The following is a 19,924-nucleotide window of genomic DNA, read 5'->3' as shown; positions in this document are numbered from 1 at the left end:
TCATGAGTAATCAAAAGTCTAACCGAAGCATTTATGTGCTTATGCTGCTCGTGCCGTTATTTTGGGGTGGATCATTTTCTACAGCAGCTCATGTCATTACCGAGATTCCTCCACTCGTAGCCGCAACGATTCGATTTGCATTGGCAGGGATGATCTTAGCGGTGCTGCTCACGATGCGATCAGAGTGGAATATCCGTGCATGGAAGGATAATTGGAAGGGGCTTCTCATTGTATCGCTTACGGGAATTTTCGGATACAATGCGTTGTTCTTTATGGCGCTGCATTATACGTCTGCAATTAACGGTTCACTCATCATTGCGACGATGCCGCTGTTCGTATCGCTTGGTGCGATGTTATTCTTCAAGGAACGATGGAGCGGCAAGTTTGGGATTAGCCTTGCGCTGTCCTTCATCGGTGTGGTTATCGTAATTACGAAGGGCTCATGGCACCGATTAGCTAGCTTGTCCTTCAACGAAGGAGATTTATTGTTTCTGGCAGCATTAATGTGCGGGGTCATATATAGTCTTGTTGGGAAAAAGGTAGTGCATGATGTCTCTCCCTTGTTCACGACTACAGTAATGACCTTGTTAGGTTCTCTGTTTCTGGGAGTCAGTTCGCTATTTGAAGGGGGTTGGGGTAAAGTTCCCGATATGTCTCTGCAAGGTTGGACGGAGATGGCGTATATGGTCGTATGCGGAACGCTTATCGGTTATATTATTTTCAACCTTGGCGTGCAGCAGATCGGTGCGAGCAAGGCGAGCATATACTTGAACTTGACGCCAATCGTAACCTCACTATTGTCCGTATGGCTGTACGGCGACAGCATGACGTGGTCGATTGCTGTGGGTCTTGTCTTCGTGCTGGCAGGTGTATGCTTGGCAACCATTCAGCCGAGACGAAGAGCTAGAACATCAATCATCGATCAATCGGTGAAGTGATAGAAGATGAGACGTGGTCATATACCGTAAATCGAAGGTAGATTTGAATATGCAACACTCTGAAGGGATACAATCAGCCAGCTTGGACGCGTCAACAAGACTATTGTCGAATCTTATCTCCATGCTAGAGAAGAAAGAGAAGAAAGAGAAGAAACTCTCCTTATTAGATCTGGGAGAGTTTCTTTGATGATAAAAATTAAATGACCTATCAGATTGTATCTGAAGCCAATTAGACGGTCGAGCCGGTGAACGGGAAGTGCAGTGCGGCCATATAGGCGAGCGTAATTAATCCAACCATGAGCAGAGTGAACCATACATCGCGCCAATGGCAGCGTGTAATATAATAGTAGGTACGTGATCGACCCATCTGGAACCGCTTCGCCTCCATTGCGACAGCAACTCGCTGTGCACGGCGAATGCTCTGTGCGAGCAGTGGCAGGGCGTACATGCGTAGACGCTCATACATCCCTTTAAATCCCTTGCTGTATTGGACGCCGCGGATATGCAGGGCATGCGTGCGAACTCGGTAATCCTCCCAGATCGCAGGGAGCAGCCGCAAGGAGGCGATGAAGCTATAAGCATATTGCGGCGGAAGCCGGAATTGCTGCATCAGCGCATAGAATAACAATATTGGCTTCGTCGTGAAGGCGAATGTAATGCCGAGCATGCCGAAGCAAAGTGTCTTCACTCCGATGACAAGTCCGCGGAGGAAGCTCTCCTCTGTAATGCGGATTATTCCCCATGACCACCATTCATGCTCCCCCTTGCCGAACAAGATCATCGTGGATGCTGTCGAGACGAACAGGAGAAGGAACGGTGTTGTCACGAACAGCAGCTTCTTCGTAGAGTGGCCGCTACATAGAAACAACAGCAGTGTGTACAAGATTAGCTGATAACATGCAAAATCAAGCTCTCGGGTAAGCAGCGCGACGATGAGCAGAGCGAGAAAGACGAGAAGCTTGAGCGCAGGGTTAACCTGATGAAGCCATGTTTCCGATTTGGGAGCGAGCAGCTTCATTTCATCTGCACCTCCCGCATTGTCTGTCCATGTGGGGAAACTTCTTGTTCGATCAGTTGGCCTTTCTCAACATGCCATATCCGATCTGCAAAACGATTCACGATATTCATGTCATGTGTCACCATGACTATGGCGGTTCCTTCTGTCCGAAGACGGTTCAACTTTTCCAATATAGCAAATGTGTTTTTAGCGTCTTGCCCGAAGGTTGGCTCATCCAGGAGCAGTATCGGACGCTTACGCATCATCGCTGTAGCGACACTTAATCTGCGTTTCTGACCAAGTGACAAATGATACGGATGCCGATCCTGTTCGATATTCAGATCGAATGATTCCAAGATTTGTTCCACTCTATGTGCAATGTCCGATTCATCCCAGTTGTTCTGCCTTGGTTCATAAGCAAGCTCATCATAGATCGAATCCGTTAGAAACTGCATCTCAGGATTCTGAAATACGAAGGCGAGTTCGGCTGGAGGCTGCTTTCCTCTATTTCTGAATCGCGGGAACCATCGCTTGCGAGCTGGTGCTGGCAGCTCTTGACCCTCAATAAGATACATGCCTGTAGTACGCAGAATTTGCATAAGAGACAACAATAGTGTGCTCTTGCCAGCGCCGTTCTCTCCAATAATCGTAATCCATTCACCCGGATAAATATCTACGCTGGGGACGGATATGCGACGAATTTCTTCATAGTAGCCGCTAAAATCACGCAAAGAGAGCAGTGGCTGCACGGCTTGCAGACGCGCGTAAGTGCGCCCGCCATCTTGCTTGCAATGAGGTTGTTGATATTCGTTCGCCGTTCGTTGCTGCGATATGGCTTGGTAAGCTTCTGAATGAATGTAGTCCTGCCATACACCTGGATACCAAATGCCATATTCAATGAGCTTATCTTTATGATGTAGAAATACATTTTTCGGCTCGTCGTCCGCAATGATTTGTCCAGTGCTGTCGAATAGCACCACACGATTGATAATGTCGATAACATGCTCGATTTTATGCTCCACGATTAGAATAGTGGAGGAATCGGCAGCTTGTTTCACGGTGTCCCAGACTTGCTTCGTTCCTTCTGGATCAAGAAGCGCTGTGGGCTCATCGAGGAACAACACCTCTGGTTCTAGCAGCAGGACGGACGCAAGCGCGAGCCGCTGCTTCATGCCTTGGGATAGCGTATGGATTTCTGTATGCAGATTGTTGAACTGCAATCCCACTCTTTCGAGTATGCCTGTCATGCATGCTGGCATTTGATCACGGGGGATCGAGAGATTTTCCAGTACAAACGCGAGCTCTTCATCTACATATGGCATGCAGAACTGGCTGTCCGGATCTTGGAATACGAAGCCCCAGCTTGAAGGAATCTTAATCTGATCGTATTTCATCGGTACTTCAATAGAGTGGGGCATAATTCCGCTTAATACTTGCAGCAGTGTTGATTTGCCGCAACCGCTTGGCCCGAGGAGCAATACCTTCTCGCCGATAGAAATGTGGAAGGAGAGGTCCTTGAACAGCAAGGAATCCTCTCCTGGAAATGTTAGGCGCAAGCGGTCAACAAATGCAGACGAATTCGCATGAGATTCCTGTTGCATGTGTAACCACCTTATTCCGAATTTGTGGCGTACGCACAAATTTTATCTATTCATATTATGCGTGCTATTGATTAAGTACCGCGTAATCCTCTTTGGATACAGGACGTATGGATTTGGTCACCCCTGTCGCTTCCAATGCGCGAACGAGCAAGCCGGCAAATACGCCAGCGAAGATGAACGCACTAATGACACGAAGTCCGTACTTCAAGACGAGCACCCATGTCTCGTAATCTGCATATCCGTAACCGAGATCGATCATGAATGAGCCGACTGCGGACAGAATGCCAGCGATGCCTGCGATGACGATGCTGTGCTTGCGGTATCCGGTCATGGTGAATGCCAATTCTGCTGCCAGACCTTGTACACAGCCATACACAATCGTCTCCAGTCCCCAAGCAGAGCCAAGAATAGCCGATAAATTAGCGGCAGCAAGACTTGCCAGGAAGCAGACGCCGGGCTTGCGAATGACCAGGTACGCGAATGGGCCAGCCATAAACCACATGCCATATGTTAATTGTCCTGCTTGCGGGAACAGCGGCTTCGCGAGACTGTAGACGCTCTCCCACATTTTGAAGATCACACCAAATACGACCCCGATCATCACGGTAATGAGAATATCCGTGAACTTTAATTTGTTGCTTCTCTGTTGTTCTGGCAACATAACCCTCTCCTTTGTTGTATAGTTAGCATACAAAAAACCGTCTGGCAACCAGACGGTAGAAGAGTCCTAGATCACAGCAGAGCATGATCACATGACAAATACAGATTCTCTACGCTGGCATTACCCAGATCAGATTAACGGTCAGTAGCGGTATACTTATCTACAATCTCAGCTTGATTCCTCAAGCCCCCGAATTTGTATGACTATGCAATTGCTCATATCATACAATATTCATGTTAGGTTGACAACGAAATGTTTACAAAAAAACATAAAAGATACGAGGAAGTTAGAAGTCTATGAGGTTGAAATTGTTCGCTGGACAACATAGAAGAGGAGGAGTGGTGAGCGTGTTTAGGAGATTTGGAGAGAGAATAGAACAAAATGAGGATCAGGAAGAAACCCTGATCCTCATTAATAGTTAATCGTGTGAAGCTGTAGAATGTCGTCTCAATGACAAGCTGTATACGATCCCTCCGCAAGCAAGGACTGCTATGAGCAGCATAATCAGGCCACTGTATAAGGGAAATGAAGCTTCATTGGCAACGGCAACGGTAGGTGTCAGTGAAGTCAGCAGCCAACTATGTGTAAGCAGACCGCCGACTACAGCGATGCCGATGCCTTCAGCTATAAAGCATGCAAAGCTGAGCATGCTCATGCCTTCTCCTGCTTGGTCAGGTGCTAGTGATTCTGCAACGGATGCAGATATAACTGTCTTAATGAATGACAACCCTCCGAACACGAGCACGAGGGCGAACGTCATCAACCATGGAGAATCATTCCCCCATGCAATGAGCGTGACGAAACTGAATGTGACGAGACCTATTCCAGCGACAAATACAAATGAAGTTCCTCTCTTATCAACGAGAGTTCCACCGAGTATGCCGAACAGAATGACGCTGAGTGTCCCTGGGAAAATGATCGCGCTGCCGATAACGGCGGTCGAAAGTTGGTGTACATCCCGCATGAAGTAAGGAACCATCGAAATAAATCCAGCTACCGTTCCTAGCAAAATGGAACCAGCAAGCGTGCCGAGTACATATGGGCGATTAGCGAACAGGGACGGAGCAATAAACGGCTCGCGAATACGGCGGATATGGAAGGCAAACCCAAGAACGAGAATCATACTGCAGACAAGATAGAACCAGACATATGTCGTAGTAAACAAGGTAAATAGAATAATGCCTGCTGACAAGAGGGCAATGCCGATGATATCTGTTCGTCCATTGCGAGAAGGCTCCTGCGGCAGTGCGGTCAAGAAGAAGGGGAGACTGACTATCGTCATTACCGGAATGACAAACAGGTAGGACCAATGCACATAATCTGCCAGTACACCGCCTACAGCTGGGCCAATCCCTTCACCAAGCGCTACCATAGAACCAATCATGCCGAACGCCTTGCCTCGATGCTGCTCTCCAACGTAGCGAGTGACCATAACCATGATGAGTCCGGGCACGGCCGAAGCCCCGGCACCTTGTATCAATCTGGCTGCCAATACAGCTGACAAGTAGTCATGGGCAAAGAAACCGAGCAACGAGCCACTACCATAGATGAGCACACCGATGAGCAGCGGCTTCTTAATGCCGTATTGGGATGACAGGGTGCCATAAATGATGGAGCCGAGCGCGAAGGTAATCATGAAGCATGTGTTGATCCAATTCGTAACGGACGGAGTGATATTGAAATCGTATGCGATGTCGGGCAATGATACGTTGAAAACAGTCTCATTCAACACACTGAAAAAAGCTAAAAAGCTTAACCACGCGATCGATTTCTTCACATTGGGAAAGGCATACACGGGTTGTTCTTGTTCTGCCGCATCGATGCGGTTGTCATTGTTCATTTGTTCCACGAATAGGAATCCCCTTTCTCTTGCTAAAGGGGAGTTGCGCAGTTTACAGGGGTATTATGCGTTATCCCCGATCAATACCTGCCCCAGTTGATGTTACGCACTTCATCTTAACGCCTCCTCATTATTGTTGCTTCCAGTATAGCAGTGGGGTTTTCCTTATTCAATTAAAAATGCAATAATATAGAATGCACTCAACGCAAGACATACAAGGGTAAGGAGATACAAAGTAAATGAATGTACTTATTGCAGACGATGAACCGCATATGTTGAAAATTTTAGCGGCTTATTTTGATAAAGAGGGCTTTCGAACGTTTACGGCAGAGAACGGGCGTCAAGCGCTTGAGATCTATTACAACCAGCCGCTGGACTTGGCAGTGCTCGATTGGATGATGCCGCAGATGAGCGGGATTGAGTTGTGTCGAGAAATCAAAGCGAATTCGAAGTTGAAGGTGCTCATGCTTACGGCCAAGGGAGAGCACGAAGATGAGCTGACAGCTCTTGATTCTGGAGCGGATGAGTATATTCGGAAGCCGTTCGATCCTCGGGTTTTGCTGGCGAGGGCGAAGAAGCTGCTGAACATGCAGGCACAATATCTATTCGGGGATATCCAGGTAGATATGGAAGGACAGAAGATTAGCAAGTGTGGAATTGATCTGCGGGTTACGAAGAAGGAATTTCAATTGATGAAGTTTTTTATTCTGAACAAGGGGCAGGTCTTAACGCGCAAAGCGCTGCTTGATCATGTATGGGGCTATGATTACTTCGGTGAGGAACGTACGGTAGATACGCATATACGCCGCTTGCGGGAGAAGATCGGCGAGGAATGGATACGGACGCACCGTGGTATGGGCTACAGCTTCGAGCATCCGAATAGCCATGAATAAGCTTAGTCGCAAGCTGTTTGTGCAAATTGCGCTTATTCTTGTCGTTGTGTTCGGACTCTCGTATTGTGTGAATACGTTCTTTATGCCAAATTATTTTGTCCATCAGAAGCGTGCTGCGTTGGCGGAAGCGGTGGAGAGGTTGCGCAGCATAGAGTCGAAGCAGCTCCTTGAAGAAGTTCAGCGGGTAGCGGATGATTACCATTTCACAATCGTTCATGCATCCTACGACCATGACATTGACCGCTTGAATTGGACACTGCGCGAACAATTTACGCGGGAGAGGATTGCGATGAGCAAATTCTGGCTCACGGAAGAGAGCCTTGCACAGCTAATGCGCGGCGGGACAGTTACGAAGTCGTATCAGCAGGAAAAGTTGAAGTCGAGCGTTCTCGTTACATTTGTCATGAAGGAAGGAATGATCTTCGCAGCAGGCGAATCGGTGGCCAATTCCGGCGAGACGATACGTATCGTCAATCAGTTCAATTTAATTATGGCAGTTGGTGCGCTCACACTAGCGCTACTGCTCGCTGCTTGGTTCTCCAAGCGAACAGTGAAGCCAATTGAGCAGCTTAAGAACACGGCAGAGGATATCGCAGAACAAAGATACCGGACAGTTGATATCCGAACAGGAGATGAGATTGAGGATCTTGCACACAGCATTAATACGATGAGTGATAAGCTGAAGCAGGCGCATCAAGAGTTGGAGGAGAAGAACCGGAACTTGCGTGTCCTCATTCGTGACATCTCACATGAACTGAAGACACCGCTTGCCGTGATCAAGGCATATTCCGCAGGGGTGAAGGATGGTCTGGATGACGGCACCTACATGGATGTCATACAGTCGCAAACGGATGATATGTCCGAGCTCGTTACGAAGCTGTTGGAATGGTCTCGCTTGCAGACGGAAGAGCTGAACATTGAGAATGTTCATGTCGTTAATCTTCTTGATCAAGTCATTGCGAAATATGAGCTACCTCTGCAACAGCATTCGATTGAATTGACCTTGAATGATCAGAATGCGGAAAGCTGTTGCGTTCAGGCTGATAGGGTCAAGCTTGAAATGGTGCTGAACAATCTCGTATCGAACGCAATGAAATACACGACGAATCGGAAAATTCAGATTGATCTTACGAACAAGAATGATGCGTTAGTTCTGTTCATTCGGAATGGATGTACGTTTTCCATGACTGAAGAGCAGCTGAAGCAATTGTGGGAGCCGTTCTTTGTTGCTGACAGCTCGCGCAACAAGCAGCTTAGCGGAACGGGACTTGGCTTAGCTATTGTGAAGGGGATCCTGCAGAAACACAAGGCGGCTTATGGCGTACGACTGCATACTGGAGATATCGAATTTCATATTGTGCTTCCTCTATGCAAGCAGGGGGAGCAGATGTAAGCTGCCTTTCGAGTGGTATTTTCAATTTACTGCTGAAAGGCAGTTTTTTGTATGTAGGCAATAAATTTCATGCTCTTGCTATTTGATGCTCATGTTCACGCAGACAGGTTTCTAGAGGGCTATTTTCATTTTGTCATATTGGCGTAACATTGGTCTCCTATGATTGGGCTGAGGTGAGATCATGAAGAACAAGAAGTGGAGCAAGCATACGATTCGTGTGTCTCTGATTGTGTTGCTTCTCCTTGCAGGAACATTATTTTATGGCATGAAGATGGAACCGAACAGCTTGAGCGTGACGAGGCAGACGATACTAAGTAGGTATATACCTCCAAGCTTTCATGGCATGAAGATTGTGCATTTTTCCGATGTTCATTTGGGGGATCATTTTAATGATGTCCAGCTGCTTGAACTTGTTGATCGGATTAATCAAGAACATCCAGATATTATTGTGTTTACGGGAGATATGGTTGACAATTTCAATGCGTATGGAAATCGGAGAGACCGTTCCCAGCGAATACTAGGACAGCTGCAAGCAACATTAGGCAAGTATGCCGTATTCGGCAATCATGATCGCGGTGGAGGCGGCAGCCGGATTTATCGGTCTTATATGGAAGAAGCAGGCTTCACTGTACTCGTGAACGCTACGGAGCAAATCCATCTCCCGAATCATGATGAATATATCACCATTAGCGGGCTTGATGATTTCTTGTTAGGTACGCCCAATATACATGGAACGCTGAAAGACATAGAACCTGACAACTTCAATTTGCTCGTCGTGCATGAGCCGGATGTTGCCGATCAAGTCATCGATTATCCGATCGACTTGCAATTATCTGGACACAGTCACGGGGGCCAAGTTCAATTGCCGTGGTACGGCACGATATACACGCCGCCATTAGCGAAGAAGTATGTTGAGGGGATGTATAAAATCGAGGGAACAACTACCCTGAACAAGCCGATGAAACTCTATGTCAATCGAGGCATCGGGACGACAGAACTGCCTGTCCGCTTCCTTAGCAAGCCTGAAATTACGGTTCATACATTGATGCGTTCGTGAGAACTCTCCCCAGTATTGCTTGGAGACAGACAGATAGGGCTCTAGTGTATCCATTTGCAGCCCGATAAAGGTACACGGTCGTATGGAAATTGGCAAACACGTGCAATTGGCTACTAGATTCGTTACACTTACATTTGCAAGTATGTAGAATGCGAATCAGATATGAGGAATCTACGATAGATACAAGGGGAGAACGGAACGATGCAGCCTATTCGCGTGCTTGTCGCCGACGACGAGCTAGAGATTCGAGATTTATTGAAGAAGTACTTGGAGCGGGAATTATACACGGTAGATACAGCAGCTCACGGTGAAGAAGCGCTGCGATTGTTCGAACAGCATAAATATAATCTTATCGTTCTCGACTTAATGATGCCTTACATAGATGGAGTAGAGGTGTGCCGCCGTATTCGCGAGAGAAGCAATGTTCCGATATTGATGCTGACAGCGAAGGACGAAGAGATGGACAAGATTGTAGGTCTGGGTATCGGGGCTGATGATTATATGACGAAGCCCTTCAGCATACATGAGTTGGTTGCAAGGAGCAAGGCATTGCTGAGAAGATTCATGATCCTAGGCAGTGAAGCCGGCAGCCTTGCAGAAGAAGGATCAGCAACCATGCGATTTAAGGGATTAATAATTGATGTTAAAAAATACGTGGTTACCCGCAATGGGCGAGAAGTAAATCTGACCGCCAAGGAATTTGAGTTGTTGAGATTGTTCGCTTCTCATCCTGAGCAGGTATTTACGAAGACGCAGATTTTTAGACAGGTGTGGGGATCAGAATACATTGAGGACGACAATACGGTTATGGTTCATATTCGTAAGCTTCGGCTGAAAATTGAAACAGACCCCTCTGAACCGAAGCTGATTCAGACGGTGTGGGGCATTGGCTATAAGTTTACAGGTGAACGCGATGAGGCATGACAAAAACAGTCTAATGCTGGTTATTTTGTTAATGGGATTAACGATATGGTTCATCATCGATAGTATGACAATACAGCCTCTAGGTATATACAGGTGGGGGCTGTTTGCTGTATTGTTCATCGTTGCTGCGCTGCTGCTCTACAGACGTGTTCGGTTTATCGCGGAGGTTAGGAGCCATGCTGCCGCCGTGAAGCGTGCTGTTCGCGGCAATGTCAATACGAGACTGCTGGCGAATGAATCTGAGGCGTATGATGAGATGCTCTTTTCGATTAATGAATTAATCGAGCAGATGGAGAAGCTTCAAGTGAATGCAATTCGATCCGATGCTGCCCGCAAGAGGCTTCTCGCTAATATCTCGCACGATATACGGACACCGCTTACTTCGATTATCGGTTATGTTGATGCATTGCAGGATGAACATATCTCTTCAGAGCAAGAGAGGGATGAGTACGTTGCGATTATTTCAGCGAAGGCACAAGCGCTTAAGGAATTGATTGATCATATCTTCCAGATGGCGAAGCTGGATGCCGATGAAGTCGAGATGAGATGGGAGTCGTTAGATGCTGCAGAGCTGCTGAGGGAAGCGCTGATTTCATTCCTGCCGGATTTGAAGAAGAACGGTATGGATCTAGCGGTTCAGATTCCTGAGGAGTCCTGTATGGTTGCAATGGATCGCTATGGGTATATACGAATTTTGAACAACCTGATCAAGAACGCGATACAGTACGGCAAGGAAGGTCAGTTGTTAGGGGTGGAACTAGAGTGGAATGAGTCGAACATTGCCATAACGATATGGGATAGAGGGCCGGGCATTCCGGCGGACGAGTTATCGAAGATATTTGAGCGCACCTACCGCTCCGAACGATCACGGAATCTGCTGCATGGCGGTAGTGGGCTAGGACTAGCAATTACGAAGGCGTTTGTCGATAAGCTTGGCGGGCACATCTCCGTGTTGAGCGAGCCGCACGTCCGAACAGCCTTTATCGTCAATATTCCAATTCGAAAGACATTGCCACCAGTTAAGAGATAGTTAAGAACTCATTAAGCAGCATTTAAATTCATCCCCTTACGATAATAGTAGACTTACATACTCAGGAGGTGCTGCATGAGCACGATCATACGTACGACCCGGCTCACGAAGCAGTATGGGGAACAGATTGCTGTTCATGATCTGAACATGCATGTGAAGCAGGGCGAAATATACGGCTTTCTCGGTCGCAATGGCGCTGGCAAAACAACGACTATCCGCATGCTGCTCGGATTAATTAAGCCTACAGAAGGGGAAATTGAGCTATTCGGGCAGCGATTGAACGCTAAGCCTAGAGAAATCCTATCCAGAATCGGCTCGATGGTGGAGCATCCCGGATTCTATGAGAATTTAACGGCATATGAGAACTTGCTCATTAATGCGAAGCTGATGGGCGTATACAAACGTAATGCGTTGGAGGAAGCACTAGAAACGGTCGGGCTGCAGGAAGAGACGAAGAAGCTGGTAGGTCAATATTCGATGGGGATGAAGCAGCGACTCGGGATTGCCAGGGCGATCCTGCATCATCCAGAGCTGCTTATTCTCGATGAGCCAACGAATGGCCTTGATCCGATTGGCATTAAGGAGATGCGCAGGCTCATTAAATCTTTAGCGGTAGAACGCAACATCACTGTGCTTATATCCAGTCATATTTTATCTGAGGTTGAGCAGCTTGCCGACCAGCTTGGCATTATCCATGAGGGGAAGTTGCTTGAGGAAATATCGATTGGAGAGCTGCATAAACGAAATCGCAGATATATCGAGTTCCGTGTGTCTAATGACAATAAGGCAGCGATGCTGCTCGAGTCGCAAGCAGGCGTCCATGATTATGAAATCCATGGTGACGGATTGATACGTGTATATTCACGGATTGGAGAACAGAACAAGCTGAATAAGATGTTCGTTCAGAACGATATTGATGTGTTCAAAATGACGCTCCACGAGGACACGCTTGAAGATTATTTTGTAAAGCGGATTGGCGGTGGTACAATTGGTTAATTTGCTCTATACCGAATTATTAAAGCTGAAACGATCGAAGATGTTTCTCGTGAGTATAATTGGGGCGTCTGCCGCACCGATTATGATGTTCATCGCCTACTTGAGCCAGATGAAGCGTGATCCAGAGAAAGTAATCCCTTTCGAAATTTCCTTTTATAATACAAATCTGAATGTGATGCTGCTGCTTGGAGTGCTGTTGTATGGTGTTATTACTGCATATTTATTCAATCGAGAATTTGTGGAAGATACACTTAAGAACCTGCTTACAATCCCGGTATCAAGAGTTGCTCTAATCGCGAGCAAAATGCTAATGCTATTCATCTGGATACTTCTATTGACGATGGTGGCATGGGTGCTTACATTAGGTTTCGCATTTTTTATCAAATCAGACGTGCTAAGTGCTGCGGTTCTGTTGTCATCATTGCGTGACTATGTACTAGGTGCTGTCCTTATGTTTCTGTTGTCCACACCGACGATTTGGGTAACCTTCTTATTCAAAAATTATGTGCCTACCATCATGTTCACAGCGGTGATCACGTTAGGGAATGTTACCGTGATCAGCTCCGATTACAAGGCGCTGTTCCCTTGGTCAGCTGCACATGTAATTGTGACCCAAAGTTATGTAGCGGATTATCCACCGCTATACTCGTTTATTGCGGTTGGTATCACTTCGCTATTTGGCTTAGCAGCAAGCGTTATGTATTTTAATAGAATGGATATTAAATGAAGTGAACTATATAGGGAGTTAAATGATGCAGATCGGCCTCCGGGTCGGTCTTCTTTATGTTCTCAGTAGGTGATGGATGTACAAGCAATATGAATGAGATGGGGGAATAGGGTGGCATCGCAAAAATGAAATTTCTTATTTCCGTAGCGGATCATTCTTTGCATGGTTATGCACATTGCTGCTTGAAGAGACAAAAAGGAGTGATGTTCGGCATGGAGCAGACTCTGTTTTTCTGTGATTATGTTGTACCTCACTGTCACAATGGCTCGAAACCGCGCGGTTGCCCGGGAAATGAGAGTACAAGCACGGGAAATGAGTATGGTTTGCTGGGGAAATCCCATGAGTTAGCAAAAGAACCGTATCGGGTCGGTTCCCTATATTGGATATTGGTGATGACCGACTAGGATGGAACCGTAGTGCTTCTGTGGCAAGGAAAAAACTTAAAAATCATTGATATGAATATTGAGCCATATCTAATATATGAGATGAAAGAATCAATAAAAAGCCACATGGGAGGGAGCATGAATGGATCTGAACTACTCGATTTATGGAACAGGCGAGCCGATTGTGCTGATTCACAGCGGAGACATCGATTCAAGGGCATGGGGGGAGCTTGTACCACTTCTCGCAAGAACTCACCAGGTCGTTACCTTTGATGCCCGTGGTACGGGACGATCGCCCGCACCGCAAGAGCCGCTCAACCTTGTTGAAGATTTACGTCAACTGCTGGACGACCTGAAGCTGGAACAGGTGACCTTAGTCTCCGGATGTGAGCAAGGTGATACAGTTTTCATTGCAGGGGCCTATTTATCGTACAGTGATGGCTAGCGGTCAGCGTGATCTCTTTATTGACATGCACACCCAATACTTTACGCGTGTCTTCACAGAGTGGCGCAGCTTTGAGGTGATCTGGCCTCAGCCACCTGCGATCGAACAGTTGGAGAAAATCGCGGTTCCTACTTTGTTTATGTACGGGACAGTGGAGTGGGACGATATGCATCTGATCGCGCAGGAGTTCAAGCGGATACCGCGTGTTGCTTTCGTCGAAATAGCAGGTGCAGACCACATGCTCCCATTGACGCATCCTCAAGAGATGGCCTCGCATATTCAATCTTTTTTGGCAGCAACAGAGGATGAATCGTAGGGTGCAAATTTGGTGACTTTCCACGAATCAGCGGCAGTCAGACACGCATCCGGCGTCTTGTACTGCCGCTATCTCTGCATTAGTATCAGGTCTGGTCTATATCTTTAACGTTCCCCGGTAACCCATATACATACTATGCAAGTTGACAAATCATCATTAGATCGTGATCGTGCGATGTGGTTTGCTATAATGCGATGTTCCGCCACCACCGACGATCACTCTTCCGCCTCTCGGAAACACCAATCGCTTGTTTATCCCGCCCGACAGTATTACCTCAACTTGAGCCCGGTTTGCAGTTGCAATGTAGATGACATAACCACTTCTTGAAATTTCCGTTCTCCAATTCCGATCAAACTCAGATCGCAGTACCCGGTTTGAATACACCTGATTTACCACATCAGATGATCTCGATGTTCGTAGCGCTTTAGATTTGCTCATCGGATGTTTCCCTCCGTCTATTCAAAATGAATTGACATGGATCACTTCTAGTAATCACCTCCAATTATTGTATGCTTGTTCATATCGGATGTTTGGATTGTTATATGTGATAATCAAAAAGTGTGCTGATTTGACTCCAATGTCTTGGTTAAATAAAAAAAGTTGAGATTGGGGAGATCGCCATCCCGTCGCTGAAAAGGGGAACAATCGAATTTTTTATCATGTATTTCTCTACAATTCCAAAATAAATGATCTCCAATATTCGTCTGAGGTGTGGTACGATAGTAATGTTTTGTGCCAATAGTCGACATGAAATTTGATAGAGAAAGCGTCATAAAATGGACCTTGCCATTTCTCTTAAAATTGTATATGATTCTATAGCGAACTATATATAGTTGGTTGGATGCGATACATACACTATATATTGTGACAGCAATTGGGATCGAGCGGCGCCACGCGCCAGATTCTAAGACATGCCTATTCAGAGATTGAGAGATTAAAGCGACAGCATACACGAAATTAGGGTACGCCACGTGTCGATCGTTTTGATCCTTGTTTTTGAATGAGCATTTTTTGTTCGTTCCATTTGCAAACTAGTCGAACAACGGAGGGATCACGTGCTTATCGCTTACGATTCGAAGACGGGTAACGTGAAACGATTCGTCGATAAATTGGATTTGGAGTGTGTTCGTGTAACGCCTGACACCAAGCTTAATGAACCCTTTATCCTGATTACGTACACAACCGGGTTCGGACAAGTTCCACAGTCCACGCAAGAGTTCCTGGAAGAACACAGTCATTTGCTCCAAGGTGTCGCGGCCAGCGGCAACATGAACTGGGGCACTCGGTATGGGCTTGCAGCTGACCATATTTCCAGAGAATACTCCGTCCCCGTACTGATGAAGTTTGAACTCAGCGGGACAAAACGAGATGTAGACAACTTTATTCGGGAGGTCCATGACTTTGATACCAAAATGGATACAGCTTAACAATGAAATCATGGTTCAGAAGGACGGTAAATTTCAATTTGGCAAGGATCACGATGCAGCAAAGAGCTACTTCGTTGATTATGTCAATCAAAATACAGTGTTTTTCCATAACCTTGAAGAGAAGATTCATTATTTGATCGAGAATGATTACTATGAGAAAGAGCTTTTCGACCAATATGAATTTAAAGATATTAAGAAATTGTACGAGTTCCTGTACTCGAAGAAATTCCGCTTCCCATCCTTCATGAGTGCGTTCAAGTTCTACAATAACTACGCGATGAAGACGAATGATGATACGAAGTTCTTGGAACGTTATGAAGACAGACTGGCGGTTGTATCCTTGTTCTTAGCGAGCGGAGATATGAACAAAGCATTCGAATATGCAGATCTGTTGATTGCACAAGAGTATCAGCCAGCAACGCCAACCTTCCTGAATGCAGGGAAGAAGCGCAGAGGAGAGCTTGTCAGCTGCTTCCTGCTCGAAGTGAACGATTCCATGAACTCGATCGGATTTGCGATCAACTCCGCACTTCAGTTAAGTAAAATTGGCGGCGGCGTGAGCTTGAACTTGAGCAAGATTCGCGGTGCAGGCGAGCAGATCAAAGGGCTAGACGGTAAGGCAAGCGGCGTACTCCCCGTTATGAAATTGTTCGAGGATGCTTTCTCCTACGCGAACCAACTTGGACAGCGTGACGGAAGCGGCGTTGTATACTTGAACGTGTTCCATGCTGACATCCATGAATTCCTGGATACGAAGAAAATCAACAGTGATGAGAAAATCCGCATTAAGACTTTGTCGCTTGGCGTCGTTGCTCCGAACAAGTTCTTCGAGCTTGTTGAGCAGGATAAAGACATGTACTTGTTCTATCCGCACACGGTATTCCAAGCATATGGCAAGCATTTGGATGATATGGATCTCTCCGAAATGTATGATGAGCTCGTAGACAATCCGAAAGTCCGCAAAAAGAAAATTGTCGCTCGCGACCTAGTTTTGAAAATTGCACAGATTCAGATGGAATCTGGTTACCCATATATCATGTTCGTAGATAACACGAATGAATATCATGCCCTGAAAGAAATCGGTAAGGTTAAATTCTCCAACCTGTGCAGTGAGATCGCACAGCTTAGTGAAGTGTCCACAATTAACGATTACGGCATTGAGGATGAGATTAACCGCGATATTTCCTGTAACTTGGGTTCACTTAACATTGTTAACGTCATGAAGAATAAGCGGATGCGTGATACGGTTCATTGTTCTATGGACGCACTGACAGAAGTATCTGACCGCAGCAATATCAGTATCGTTCCATCCGTAGCGAAGGCGAACCGTGAGCTTCATTCGGTAGGCCTTGGTGCAATGAACTTGCACGGTTACTTGGCGAAGAACAAGATTGCATATGAGTCCATGGAAGCAAGAGACTTCGTGCGTGCGTTCTTCATGATGCTGAACTTCTATTCCTTGGAACGTTCCATGCTGATTGCGAAAGAGCGCGGCGTGACGTTCACGGACTTTGACAAGAGTGAATATGCGAGCGGCGCATATTTCGATAGATACTTGAACACGGACTTCACTCCGAAGACAGATCGCGTGAAGGAATTGTTCGAAGGTCACACGATGCCTACATTGGAGGATTGGGCTCGCTTGAAGGAGCAAGTGATGGAGCACGGCTTGTACCATGCATACCGTCTGGCAATCGCACCTACAGGCTCTATCTCGTACTTGCAGTCGTCAACAGCTTCGATCGCACCGATTACTCAGCGCATCGAGGAGCGTGAGTACGGAGATTCCAAGACGATCTATCCAATGCCTTACATTAACGATGAGAACTACTTCTATTACAAAGAAGCATATGACATGGATATGTTCAACCTGATTGACTTGGTTGCGGATGTTCAAGTTCATATTGACCAAGCGATCTCAACGGTACTGTTTGTTAAGGATGATCTGACGACTCGTGATCTTGCAAAATATTATATTTACGCACAGAAGAAGGGGCTTAAGACGCTCTACTATACACGTACGAAGAAGAAAACAATCGATGAGTGTGTAAGCTGCGTTGTCTAATTGAGCGCAACCTGCATTAAATGAGAGTTCAAAAAGGATGGTTTTCAGCACCGAGCACTGTGTAGATTACTTCGTGATCAAAAGCGGTCTTTTTGAATTACCTCTAGAAGGAGATTCGTAGATGAGAAACTTTGAAGCTGTTAACTGGAACAGACCTGAATCGGATTATATGGAAATGCTGTGGACGCAAAATACGTCCCAATTCTGGCTTGATACGGAGATTCCAATCTCGAAGGACTTGAAGTCTTGGACGAAAATGTCCGATGATGAGAAACTTGCCTATATGCATGTGCTTGGCGGCTTGACTTTGCTGGATACAGAACAAGGGAACGTGGGAATGCCGGTTATTGCGCAGCATGTAGAAGGCAAGCAGAAGAAGGCAATTCTGATCTTCCAAGCAGCAATGGAAGAAATCCATGCGAAGAGCTATAGCACTATCTTTACGACGGTTGCTAGCACAGCAATGATTGATGAGACATTCGATTGGGTAAAAGACAATAAGCACCTGCAGAAGAAAACAGCAATCATTGACGGCCTATATAAAGGCATTCAAGACAACGATCCAATCAGCTTGTACAAAGCGATGGTGGCATCGGTATTCTTGGAGAGCTTCCTGTTCTATTCCGGCTTCTTCTATCCACTGTACTTGGCTGGACAAGGCAAGATGGTAGCAAGCGGTGAGATCATTAAGCTGATCATCCGCGACGAGAGCGTCCATGGTGTGTTCGTAGGCTTGCTTGCACAGGAAATTTACAATAAGCAAAGTGCGGATGTGCAGCGTGAGTTGTCCCAATTCGTGAACAAGCTGATGCTTGAATTGTACGAGAACGAGCTTGAATACACCGAGCAGCTGTATGATGCAATTGGACTTACACATGAAGTTAAGAAGTACATTCGCTACAACGGCAACAAAGCGCTTATGAACTTGGGCTTTGAGCAATACTTCCCAGAAGAAGATGTTAACCCCGTTGTCTTGAACGGTATCCGTACCGAAACAAGTACACATGACTTCTTCTCCACGAAGGGAAGCGGGTATCAAAAGGGTAAGGTAGAGCCTTTGCAAGACAAAGACTTTACAATGCTGAACGATCGTGTCAAACAATCAGATATCTTTGCATAAGATGATAAGGATTGCTAGGAATGATGCAAGAACAACTGAGTGGGAACGCTCAGTTGTTTTTGTATTGTCGTGTCATAAGAGCGGAATACTTAATGTACCGGCTGCATGTATATCCATACTAGGGGAACACCCGTATATTCATGAATCAATTTTCACTGCTTTAGTTTGATGAGATAATTCGGACAGATGATTTTCATACATAAAGGACGGGCTTTCATGAAAAAAAGAATTACGGATATTGCTATCATTATCGCAGGCGCTTTCATTTTTGCATTAGCAGTTAACTTGTTTGTCATCCCCAATGATTTCGGTGAGGGCGGGGTAACAGGGGTCACCATTATTCTCTACTATCTGTTCGAATGGTCACCAGGATTGATGAACCTGATCTTAAATGCGGTATTGCTAGTCGTTGGCTACAAATTCTTGGATAAGAAAACGACGATCTATACCATCATTGCAGTTGTGTTCAACTCATTATTCCTGCATTTGACGGAGAGCTGGCGGATTGCATCCAATGAGCTCATGATCAATGCGATTTTTGGCGGTATTTTCGCAGGTGTCGGGATCGGTCTTATCATCCGAGTTGGGGGCACAACAGCAGGCTCGACGATTTTGGCTCGCATTATGAACAAGTATTTGGATTGGAATGTAAGTTACGCATTATTGTTCTTCGACCTCATTGTGGCATTCGCGTCGTTCTTCATCATTGGACCGCAAGGCTTGATGCTAACTATTGCGATGCTGTATGTAGGGACGAAAGTGATGGATTTCATTATCGAAGGATTGAATCCGAAGAAGGCGGTTACGATTATTTCCGTGGAGCATGATCGGATCGCGGAGCAAGTGAATGTCGTCATGGATCGTGGAGTGACGGTGCTGGAAGGACATGGTTATTATACGAAGGATCGGAAGCAAGTACTGTACATTGTTATTAGTAAGCAGGAAGTATCAACCCTGAAGAAAATCGTCCGAGCAACAGATAAGGATGCATTTATTACGATTCATGATGTTAGGGATGTGTTCGGAGAAGGCTTTATTGATATTACGAAATAACCAGACTTCAACAACCAAATATGGCGTGTCTGCCACTTGGATTCCGCGCCACATCTAA

General features: G+C 46.1%; 20 protein-coding genes and 1 riboswitch. Of the genes, 15 read left to right on the top strand and 5 right to left on the bottom strand.

The window, feature by feature from the left end; genetic code table 11:
• Positions 1-2: 2 nt before the first annotated feature.
• The gene (locus M3661_RS10130) at positions 3-938 is read left to right on the top strand and encodes a DMT family transporter (protein WP_251484338.1); all 936 of its coding nucleotides are present in this window, start codon (positions 3-5) and stop codon (positions 936-938) included.
• A gap of 229 nt (positions 939-1,167) precedes the next feature.
• Here M3661_RS10130 and M3661_RS10125 read toward each other — a convergent pair whose 3' ends face one another.
• The 4 genes from M3661_RS10125 to M3661_RS10110 all read right to left on the bottom strand — a co-directional run bounded on the left by M3661_RS10125 (position 1,168) and on the right by M3661_RS10110 (position 6,037).
• Complete coding sequence (locus M3661_RS10125; protein WP_251484335.1) at positions 1,168-1,956, bottom strand: energy-coupling factor transporter transmembrane component T family protein; 789 nt, start codon at positions 1,954-1,956, stop codon at positions 1,168-1,170.
• Positions 1,953-3,536, bottom strand: a complete 1,584-nt coding sequence (locus tag M3661_RS10120; protein WP_251484332.1) for an ABC transporter ATP-binding protein — start codon at positions 3,534-3,536, stop codon at positions 1,953-1,955. The genes M3661_RS10125 and M3661_RS10120 overlap by 4 nt, the downstream gene beginning before the upstream one ends.
• A gap of 64 nt (positions 3,537-3,600) precedes the next feature.
• The gene (locus M3661_RS10115) at positions 3,601-4,197 is read right to left on the bottom strand and encodes an ECF transporter S component (protein WP_065291145.1); all 597 of its coding nucleotides are present in this window, start codon (positions 4,195-4,197) and stop codon (positions 3,601-3,603) included.
• Between the two features lie 89 nt (positions 4,198-4,286).
• Positions 4,287-4,400, bottom strand: a riboswitch (TPP riboswitch).
• A gap of 215 nt (positions 4,401-4,615) precedes the next feature.
• Positions 4,616-6,037, bottom strand: coding sequence for an MFS transporter (locus M3661_RS10110; protein ID WP_251484919.1), 1,422 nt, complete (start codon positions 6,035-6,037; stop codon positions 4,616-4,618).
• Between the two features lie 239 nt (positions 6,038-6,276).
• Between M3661_RS10110 and M3661_RS10105 the strand changes: the two genes are divergently transcribed.
• The 10 genes from M3661_RS10105 to M3661_RS10060 all read left to right on the top strand — a co-directional run bounded on the left by M3661_RS10105 (position 6,277) and on the right by M3661_RS10060 (position 14,201).
• Positions 6,277-6,930 (top strand): response regulator transcription factor, encoded by a 654-nt coding sequence (locus tag M3661_RS10105; RefSeq protein WP_065291144.1) that lies wholly within the window; start codon positions 6,277-6,279, stop codon positions 6,928-6,930.
• A complete protein-coding gene (locus M3661_RS10100) occupies positions 6,923-8,323 on the top strand; it encodes a sensor histidine kinase (RefSeq protein WP_251484329.1) in 1,401 nt (466 codons plus the stop codon). The genes M3661_RS10105 and M3661_RS10100 overlap by 8 nt, the downstream gene beginning before the upstream one ends.
• A 181-nt stretch (positions 8,324-8,504) precedes the next feature.
• Positions 8,505-9,380 (top strand): metallophosphoesterase, encoded by an 876-nt coding sequence (locus M3661_RS10095; RefSeq protein ID WP_251484327.1) that lies wholly within the window; start codon positions 8,505-8,507, stop codon positions 9,378-9,380.
• A 201-nt stretch (positions 9,381-9,581) separates the two neighbouring features.
• A complete protein-coding gene (locus M3661_RS10090; protein ID WP_251484325.1) occupies positions 9,582-10,304 on the top strand; it encodes a response regulator transcription factor in 723 nt (240 codons plus the stop codon).
• Positions 10,294-11,334, top strand: coding sequence for a sensor histidine kinase (locus tag M3661_RS10085; RefSeq protein ID WP_251484323.1), 1,041 nt, complete (start codon positions 10,294-10,296; stop codon positions 11,332-11,334). Before M3661_RS10090 ends, M3661_RS10085 begins: the two co-directional genes overlap by 11 nt.
• Positions 11,335-11,409: 75 nt before the next feature.
• On the top strand, positions 11,410-12,330 hold the full coding sequence (locus tag M3661_RS10080) for an ABC transporter ATP-binding protein (RefSeq protein WP_251484320.1): 921 nt from the start codon (positions 11,410-11,412) through the stop codon (positions 12,328-12,330).
• Positions 12,323-13,057 (top strand): ABC transporter permease, encoded by a 735-nt coding sequence (locus M3661_RS10075; protein WP_285852969.1) that lies wholly within the window; start codon positions 12,323-12,325, stop codon positions 13,055-13,057. The genes M3661_RS10080 and M3661_RS10075 overlap by 8 nt, the downstream gene beginning before the upstream one ends.
• Positions 13,058-13,182: 125 nt before the next feature.
• Entirely contained in the window at positions 13,183-13,461 is a 279-nt protein-coding gene (locus M3661_RS10070; RefSeq protein WP_251484309.1) for a hypothetical protein, read from the top strand.
• A 121-nt stretch (positions 13,462-13,582) separates the two neighbouring features.
• On the top strand, positions 13,583-13,885 hold the full coding sequence (locus M3661_RS10065) for an alpha/beta fold hydrolase (protein ID WP_251484308.1): 303 nt from the start codon (positions 13,583-13,585) through the stop codon (positions 13,883-13,885).
• On the top strand, positions 13,836-14,201 hold the full coding sequence (locus M3661_RS10060; protein WP_251484306.1) for an alpha/beta fold hydrolase: 366 nt from the start codon (positions 13,836-13,838) through the stop codon (positions 14,199-14,201). Before M3661_RS10065 ends, M3661_RS10060 begins: the two co-directional genes overlap by 50 nt.
• Positions 14,202-14,357: 156 nt before the next feature.
• Here M3661_RS10060 and M3661_RS10055 read toward each other — a convergent pair whose 3' ends face one another.
• Entirely contained in the window at positions 14,358-14,639 is a 282-nt protein-coding gene (locus M3661_RS10055) for a hypothetical protein (RefSeq protein WP_051613988.1), read from the bottom strand.
• A gap of 617 nt (positions 14,640-15,256) precedes the next feature.
• Here M3661_RS10055 and nrdI point away from each other — a divergent pair.
• The 4 genes from nrdI (at position 15,257) to M3661_RS10035 (ending at position 19,866) form a co-directional block, all read left to right on the top strand.
• The gene (gene nrdI / locus M3661_RS10050; protein WP_021253639.1) at positions 15,257-15,628 is read left to right on the top strand and encodes a class Ib ribonucleoside-diphosphate reductase assembly flavoprotein NrdI; all 372 of its coding nucleotides are present in this window, start codon (positions 15,257-15,259) and stop codon (positions 15,626-15,628) included.
• Positions 15,597-17,693 carry a class 1b ribonucleoside-diphosphate reductase subunit alpha gene (gene nrdE / locus M3661_RS10045; protein WP_251484304.1) on the top strand — a complete coding sequence of 699 codons (2,097 nt, stop codon included), beginning with the start codon at positions 15,597-15,599 and terminating at the stop codon, positions 17,691-17,693. The genes nrdI and nrdE overlap by 32 nt, the downstream gene beginning before the upstream one ends.
• A 121-nt stretch (positions 17,694-17,814) precedes the next feature.
• Entirely contained in the window at positions 17,815-18,813 is a 999-nt protein-coding gene (gene nrdF, locus M3661_RS10040; RefSeq protein ID WP_021260297.1) for a class 1b ribonucleoside-diphosphate reductase subunit beta, read from the top strand.
• A 216-nt stretch (positions 18,814-19,029) separates the two neighbouring features.
• A complete protein-coding gene (locus M3661_RS10035) occupies positions 19,030-19,866 on the top strand; it encodes a YitT family protein (RefSeq protein WP_065291164.1) in 837 nt (278 codons plus the stop codon).
• The last annotated feature ends 58 nt before the right edge of the window (positions 19,867-19,924 follow it).

The sequence above is a fragment of the Paenibacillus sp. MER 180 genome (genome assembly GCF_023713665.1).
Lineage (GTDB): Bacteria > Bacillota > Bacilli > Paenibacillales > Paenibacillaceae > Paenibacillus_B > Paenibacillus_B suaedae.
This window is presented reverse-complemented; position numbering and strand designations above follow the sequence as displayed.